Below are 7,970 nucleotides of genomic sequence, written 5' to 3' on the forward strand. Positions count from 1 at the left end.
AAAACTATGAAAGGGAAAGTTAGAATTTTAATTTCGGTTTTAATGCTGTTAATTTCATTTCAATTAGTTTTTGCTCAATACGGCAAAATTGCCGGTAAAGTCATTGATAAGGAAACAAGAGAGCCATTGCCCGGGGCATCTGTTTTAATTCAGGGGACAACGCTTGGTGCAGCAACTGATGCAAATGGGAATTATGTTATACTGAATGTTCCTGCTGGAACATATACTGTTGTTGCATCTTATGTTGGTTATCAAACGGTGACAGTATCAGGTGTGCAGGTTCTCGCTGGCTTGACAAGAGAATTAAATTTTGAACTTCCCTCAACCGCAATAGAATTGAAAGCTGTTGAAGTTGTTGCAGAAAGACCATTGATAGAGAAATCAGCAACAAATGCAATTCGTGTTGTAACTGCTTCAGATGTTGAGAAATTGCCAGTTAGAGATGTTCAAGCGTATTTTGCGCTTCAAGCTGGTGTAAGTTTGCAATACGGAAGATTGTTCGTCAGAGGTAGCAGACCCGATGAAGTTGGTTATATGATTGAAGGAGCAAATGTGACAAATATACTTGGAGCTACAACCGGTGCAAGAGGTGGGGCGTTTGCGTCAAGAGATAGATATAGAGCTTTGGGTGGTGGGCTTATAACTACAATTCCAGAAGCTCTTGAAGAAATTTCGGTTCAAGCTGGTGGATATAGCGCAGAATTTGGAAACGCAAACGCTGGAATAGTTCAACAGGTTTTTAAAACGGGAAAATCAAAATTTTCAGCATCGGCACAATTTGAGACAGATAACTTTGGGAATTATCCGGGGAAGAAATTTTTAGGGACATATTCTTATGGATATGCGGATGCAGTTTTAACGCTTGGTGGTCCGCTATTTACAGAAAAAGTTAAGTTTTTCCTCGCTGGTGAAAATAATTTCGTCAGGGATTATATTCCACATTTCTTCAAGGGATATAATTTCGGATATTTAAAGGACAATGGAAGAAGAGGTGGAACAAGAGGAGATTCGGCTCTTGTTGCTTGGAACGATGCAAATATACCGGGAAGAATGAGAAATAGATATACTGGAAATGGAACATTGACATTTGATTTAAAACCATTGCAAGTTAGATTTGCTGGTGCATATTCTTGGGCTCGTGAGAGAGCAAATAACTCATTGCGAAATATCTTCAATCTTGAAAGATTACCAGTTACAGATATAACAGAACTTTTCCTTGATGCGAAGGCAAGCTATTTCATTTCTGCGAAGACATTTATTGAAGCATCTGTTAGCATTCTTGATTACAGAAATAAATCTTATGAACCAGCTTTTGGTGATAATGTTCTTGCTTATGATGATAGTTTGCAGGTTGCAAGAGCTTATGGGGAAAAATTTAGGTATGTTTCAAGATATGTAGGACCACCTCCGTATGATTTCTACGGTTTCTTGTTCTATAGACCGGGAACATTATTTGCTGGATATAGTAAGTTTCAGCAAGCGTATGTTGGTGGTAGTTTAGCTTTGACATCACAGATGAAAAATCACGAAATTAAAGTTGGAACAAGCTATCAAAGATGGACAATTCGTCACTATGGAATTGGGACAGGTGGATTGTTCAGAGCATTTCATTCGTTGCCAGATTCAGCAAGAGATCCAAATTATCTGTATAAATTGCTTGGCAGTTATGTGAATAACTATGGATTTGACAGATTTGGTAAGAAGGTTGATTCAGGAGAGGATGGACCAAGACATCCATATTTCTTCTCTGCTTATATTCAGGACAAGGTTGAATTGCAGGACTTGATTATCAATGCTGGAGTTCGTTTTGACTATATGTATCTTGATGCGTGGAGGTTAAAGGATCCAAGTGCACCAAATGCAGATTTGAACTTGAGAAAACTTCTTGATCTTGAAAAGGGCAAGCCACGCGCTTATTTGCAACCGAGGTTAGGTTTCTCATTTCCTGTAACTGATAGAACTGTGTTTCATCTTCAGTATGGCATATTTGTTCAACCGCCGGCTCTGACTTCGCTTTACGCAGGATTATCTTATTATCCGGGTAGCGTATATCTGCCATCAATTGAATTAATACCAGATCCACTTGCATTTGACCCGGATCCAATTAAGACAACTCAATACGAGATTGGATTTTCACAGCAATTCACGGATTTTGCTGCGTTTGATATAACTGGATTTTATAAAGATGTAAGAGGGCAGTTGCAGGTTTCAACAGTTCCGATAACGGGTGGACCATATGCTGGGACAAAGTATGCTGTTTATAGCAATGGTGATTTTGAAAATGTTTATGGTCTTGAATTTACATTAAGAATAAGAAGAGTTAATAGAGTTCAGGCGCAAATTAACTATACTTTGCAAGATGCTCGTGGGACTAACTCATTTGCAAATGGTGCATGGGCAGCGGTTGGAATTACGCAGATAACTCCAACTTTAACTGTTCCTTTGACCTTCAATCAAACCCATAGAGGAACAATTAACATTGATTATCGTTTTGGCAAGGGCGAAGGTGGACCTTTACTTGAAAGATTTGGTGTTAATTTGTTGATAACATTTAACAGCGGTCATCCTTATACACTTGCAACTGGTGGTATAGCACAGCAAGATGCTGATGACGGTGGAATTTTAAATGATGGCGATCCAAGAAATAGAAATCCACTTGAGCCTATAAACGCTTCAAGAACACCTTGGGTATGGAATGTTGATTTAAGAGTTGATAAAACAATATCAATTGGACCTGCTAACATTAATCTTTATGTTTATGTCCAGAACCTGTTTAACACAAAGAATGTGATAAATGTTTACTACAGAACAGGAAACGCATATGATGATGGATTCTTGACAAATCCAGATTTGAGTGGGACATTTGTTAATCAATTCGGAGAGAGGTATATAGAACTTTACAGAGCGATTAATCTTGAGAATCGCCAGCATCAATGGAGATTTAATGGAATACTCCAAGATTTGTTTGGACCACCGAGACAATTGAGAGCTGGAGTAAAAATTGAATTCTAAAAATAAAAAAAGCAGAGGAGGTTTAAAACTATGAGAAAATTTTTAACCCTTGGAATTTTAACTTTCGTGATTTTAAACTTGACTTTTGGAAGAGAGGACCCGTTAAAGAAAAGAACTGAGGAATTCTTTTTTGGAAAAACATCAGCAGCTGGTGTAACTCAAACTGTGGTAGATGCAAATAATATAACAAGCTGGCTATCTGTGATTTCGTCGCCAGGTGGTCTTGGTTGGCCACCTTTAATAAAAAATTCCTGGAATGGCACATTTCCAAGAGGTAGTGGTGTTGGAATGATTTACAGAGAAGGACTTATGATAGGTGGAATTGTAAACGATGGTGGTCCCACATCACCGCGAGCGCAAGGTATTTTTTACCAAACAAGTTTGAGACCGGGTAAAATTATCACGAAAGGTCAAGCTGAGGATTTTAACAGTGCAGCTGTAAAAAGAGTATGGAGAGTTCGCCCAGATTATAGAACTGCTGATTTGAAAGCGGACGCAGCGGAATATTTTATGAAGTCACTCAAAGATGTAACATCTGCTGATGAGGAAGCAATTCGGCAACAATATGAGAATGATTGGAAAGATTGGCCAGCGGATAAGGGTGCACCATGGTATACAACAACTGGTCCAGATGCGTATAAAGTAAAATACGGACCTGGATTTAACCCGAATGATCCAACGCATGTTCCGGGAATTCCCGGAGCAACTCAAACTGTTTGGACGGTTGGGAATGATCTTGACACAAGATTGGGTCAAACTGTCTTTAATTCTGTTAATATAGGTCTTGAGGTTCAGGTTACGGAATGGTGTTACTCGGTTTCAAATCCTTTAAATAACATTATATTCCAGCAATTCAGGATAATTTACAAAGGAACAGCTACAACTCCTTCTAACGCAACGATTGATAGTATGTATGTTGTCAAATGGTCTGACCCTGATCTTGGTGATTATTCAGATGATCTTGCGGGTTGTGATTCCGTTCTTGGTCTGGGTTATGTTTATAACTCTAATACGGTAGATGCTGAATATCAAGCAATAGGTCTTCCAGCTCCTGCGGTTGGCTTTGATTTCCTCCAGGGTCCGGCTTATTATACGGGTAATCCTAATGATTCGGCTGTGATTGGCTTGCAATGGAGAAAGGGATACAAATACTGGAATGAAAATCCGCTTTCAGCGTTTGTTTTCTTCGCAGCTGGAACTGGAATTAGTGACCCAACGAACGCAACTCAATGGTTCAACCTTATGAAAGCAGGTTTACCAAGACCTGAATGGCCTGCTTATCAACCGTTCTGGTCTGCATTTGTAAGGGATCCAAATGTTTATCCAACTAAATATGCTGTTGCGGGTGATCCTGTAACCAAAACAGGTTGGATTGATGGACGAGAAATACCACCTGGGGATAGAAGAATCGTTCCAATTACGGGACCATTTAGAATGAGTTTGGGTGATACAGCGGAAATAGTTGTCGCTTTAATTGGTGCAATGGGAGTTGATAACCTTTCAAGCGTTCAAGTTTTGAAATACTATGACACATATGCGCAATTTGCGTATGATAACCTTTTCGTTCTACCATCACCACCGCCTTCACCAAATGTCAAAGTTGCTCAGCTTGATCGTCAAATTGTTCTGAATTGGGGTTGGGATCAAAATAGTGTAAATGCAATTGAAAACTTTAATTCTGCTGGTTTCGTTTTTGAAGGTTATAATGTTTATCAACTTCCATCACCAACATCAAGTTTAAGTGAAGCTGTTAAGATAGCAACATATGATGTTGTAAATGATGTTACCGTAATACTTGATAGAACAATTGATCCCAAAACAGGGGCTCTGCTTATGGTTCCGGTTCAAACCGGAAGTAATTCAGGGATACGACATTTTATCAGCTTAACGACAGATTATATAAGGCAGCGTCCGCTTGTTAATGGACAAACATATTACTATGCTGTAACTGCTTATGCCTACAATCCGGATCCGTTGTCTCCATTTAGAGCTTTGGAAAGCACACCTGTTGTAATAGCTACGGTTCCGCAATCGCCACCTCCTGGAACGAGATATTTTGGCGCAGTTGGTGATACTTTACAGGTAACGCATAAAGGTAAAAGCGACGGTGAGGTCGTTGCGATACTAGTTGATCCATCCGCTACAACAGGACATACTTATGAAGTTAGATTTGATAATTCAGGAAACTGGTTTATCGTTGATGTTAATCAAAACAGAGTAAAAGCAACCGGATCAAATCAGTCAGGGGATGAAGCATATCCTGTTGTTGATGGTATTTTTGTAAAAGTTATGGGTCCTCCACTTGCTGGTAAAGAATGGCTTGTGACCCAGGGAGCAGCTGATAGATGGTTCACTGCAGCACCGAGTGCACATGGCGAATTGTTATTTGGTGGTGCATATCTTGGACCAAACTTTACCGGAAGCAGTGTCTTACCAGGTGATTTCAAATCAGTTGAGATAAGATTTACAAGGAAAACAAGTTATGAGGACGCGAATAACAATGGCAAATATGACCTTGGTGAAAAGTATTATTTTGATATCACCAAAGGACAAAAGGCATTCTTCTACCAAACTTGGAGGAACGCTACTTATGAAGGATTTCTTGATGTTCCGTTCCAAGTTTACGATATTGAAAATCCAAACTCACCAAGACAGCTAAATGTAGTTGTCCGTGATAGGAATGCAAATCGGCAATGGGATATATCCGATCCTGCGGAAGAAGTTACACCATACGAATATGTATGGATACTTGATGATACGTATGACCCAACTGGAAAAGCTTGGGATCCAACTCAGGGAAGAGGATTTATGACAAATGGTTCAAATCATAGTGCTTATCCTGTTCTTTGGGCATTATGGCTTGGTCAGAGAGGAACGAGAGAACCGTATGGCGCCGATGTAACAATTCAGCTTATTCCAAATAGAGTTAACACACCTGCTGATACATTTAGATTTACAAGCCAGGCGCCGACTGTTGGAGATGTTCAATTAGCAGCTCAAGATGTTGAAAAGATAAATGCATTCCCGAACCCGTATTATGGATTTAATTTGATGGAGTCAAGCAGATTAAACAAATACATAACCTTTAATCATCTGCCAAAGAAGGCAACTATAAGGATATTTAACCTTGCTGGTGTGCTTGTTAAGACAATTTATAAAGATGACGATACTCAATTTGCGAGATGGAATTTGAGAAACGAACGTAATATGCCTGTTGCAAGCGGTATTTACATTGTTCATATTGATATGCCCGAGATCGGGAAGACAAAGATTTTGAAGTTATTGATTGTCCAAGAAGAAGAAATTATACCAACTTATTAAAAAATTAACACCGCCCTTCGGGGCGGTTTATTTAAAAAATAAAAATTGGAGTTTGAAACCATGAGGAAAATTTATTTAATATCGGCTTTGTTAATTTTCTTCGGTGGGTTGGCATTTTCGCAAACGAAAGCTGGAACATCAGCAGCGCCCGAGCTTACAATACCAGTTGGTGCAAAATATACTGCAATGGCTGGTGCATCTGGAGTTCTTGCCGATGGTGTTGAAGCTATAACCTGGAACCCAAGCGGTGTTGATTGGCTCGTTGGAAATGGACAAGCAATGTTTTCGTATCGTAAGTATATAGCAGATATAGGAATAAATTATCTGGCAATCGTCGGGAAATTTGGATTTGGTTCAGTTGGTTTGTCTTTGAGAACTTTTAACTTTGGAGATATTCCCGTTACAACTGAATTTCAACCCGATGGAACAGGTGAAATTATAAGTCCGAACTTTTTTGTCGCTGGATTGACATATTCAAAGAGATTATCTGATCGCGTTTCAGTTGGGGTTAATTTTAATCTTGTGAGCGAGAGCTTTGGCAGAGTAAGTGCAGTTGGATTTGCTTTTGATGCAGGTGTGCAATATAGAAATATGCTTAATGTCCCGGGACTTTCGCTTGGAATTGTCGTCAAAAATGTGGGTCCTTCAATGAAATACGGTGGTTCAGGGCTTTGGGTTCAGGCGGTTGTCCCGGGCTCGGAAAGAGGTTTGACATTTTATAAAATTGAACCAGCTTCATTCCAAATGCCAGCTTCTTTTGAGATTGGTTTAGGTTATAACTATTCCATCGGCGAATTCAATAACTTCTCTCTCGTTGGAACTTATCAGGCAAATAATTTATATGCCCTTGATGCTTATAAGTTTGGTTTTGAATATTCGTTCAAAAATATCTTTGCAATAAGAGCTGGATACAATTACAGCAAAGCTGGCGATGTTTCTTCAATCTGGCATCATTACACGCTTGGTGCGGGGATAAATACAGAAAGTTTGATAGGTCTTAAAGTGACATTTGATTATGCTTATGTCCCTGTGACTTATTTCAGTGCAAATCATTTGTTTAACTTTAAAGTTGGATTCTAACTGTGAAAGGGGTGGGCGAAAGCTCACCCCTTTTTTATTTTTCGCATAAACTTTACCCGCCTTATTTTGATTTTTCTATCCTGCCTTTTTAAATTTTTGTAAATTTCAAAACAAAAAATTTCATCTTTATGCCACAAAAATTTGACGTCGCAATCATTGGCGGTGGTCCCGGAGGTTATGTCGCTGCAATTCGTGCTTCACAACTTGGCTTTAAAGCTGTTTTAATTGAGAAAGATCGCGTTGGCGGAATTTGTCTTAACTGGGGTTGTATCCCGACGAAAGCACTTTTGAAATCAGCTGAACTTTATAACCTTATTAAGAGAGCCGATGAATTTGGTTTAAAAGTTGGCAATTTTAGTTTTGACTTCAAGAAAATAATTCAAAGAAGCAGACAAGTTGCGGAAAGATTAACACGCGGAGTTGAGTTTCTATTGAAGAAAAATAATGTTACAAAAATTTCAGGGCATGGTTTTATTTTAAAACCTGGTTTGGTAGGGGTTAAAACGAACACCGATGAAATTGAAATAGAAACAAATCATATAATCATCGCAACGGGT

At 39.0% G+C, this 7,970-nt stretch carries 4 protein-coding genes; all 4 read left to right on the forward strand.

The window, feature by feature from the left end; all coding sequences use genetic code 11:
* The first annotated feature begins 6 nt into the window (after positions 1–6).
* Positions 7–3,012: a TonB-dependent receptor gene (locus tag AWW83_RS08395; RefSeq protein WP_092350808.1), complete on the forward strand. Its 3,006-nt coding sequence runs from the start codon at positions 7–9 to the stop codon at positions 3,010–3,012.
* Positions 3,013–3,042: 30 nt separating this feature from the next.
* Complete coding sequence (locus tag AWW83_RS08400; protein WP_092350810.1) at positions 3,043–6,333, forward strand: T9SS type A sorting domain-containing protein; 3,291 nt, start codon at positions 3,043–3,045, stop codon at positions 6,331–6,333.
* A 60-nt stretch (positions 6,334–6,393) separates the two neighbouring features.
* Positions 6,394–7,413 (forward strand): PorV/PorQ family protein, encoded by a 1,020-nt coding sequence (locus AWW83_RS08405; protein ID WP_092350812.1) that lies wholly within the window; start codon positions 6,394–6,396, stop codon positions 7,411–7,413.
* 128 nt (positions 7,414–7,541) lie between these two features.
* A partial coding sequence (locus AWW83_RS08410; RefSeq protein ID WP_143713942.1) for an FAD-dependent oxidoreductase occupies positions 7,542–7,970 on the forward strand: 429 nt, incomplete at its 3' end.

Source organism: Candidatus Chryseopegocella kryptomonas, from assembly GCF_001536065.1.
GTDB lineage: Bacteria > Bacteroidota > Ignavibacteria > Kryptoniales > Kryptoniaceae > Kryptonium > Kryptonium kryptomonas.

Coding starts and splice junctions, on each gene's coding strand:
- AWW83_RS08400 (WP_092350810.1), top strand. CDS start 3,043: ATGAGAAAATTTTTAACCCTTGGAATTTTAACTTTCGTGATTTTAAAC.
- AWW83_RS08405 (WP_092350812.1), top strand. CDS start 6,394: ATGAGGAAAATTTATTTAATATCGGCTTTGTTAATTTTCTTCGGTGGG.
- AWW83_RS08395 (WP_092350808.1), top strand. CDS start 7: ATGAAAGGGAAAGTTAGAATTTTAATTTCGGTTTTAATGCTGTTAATT.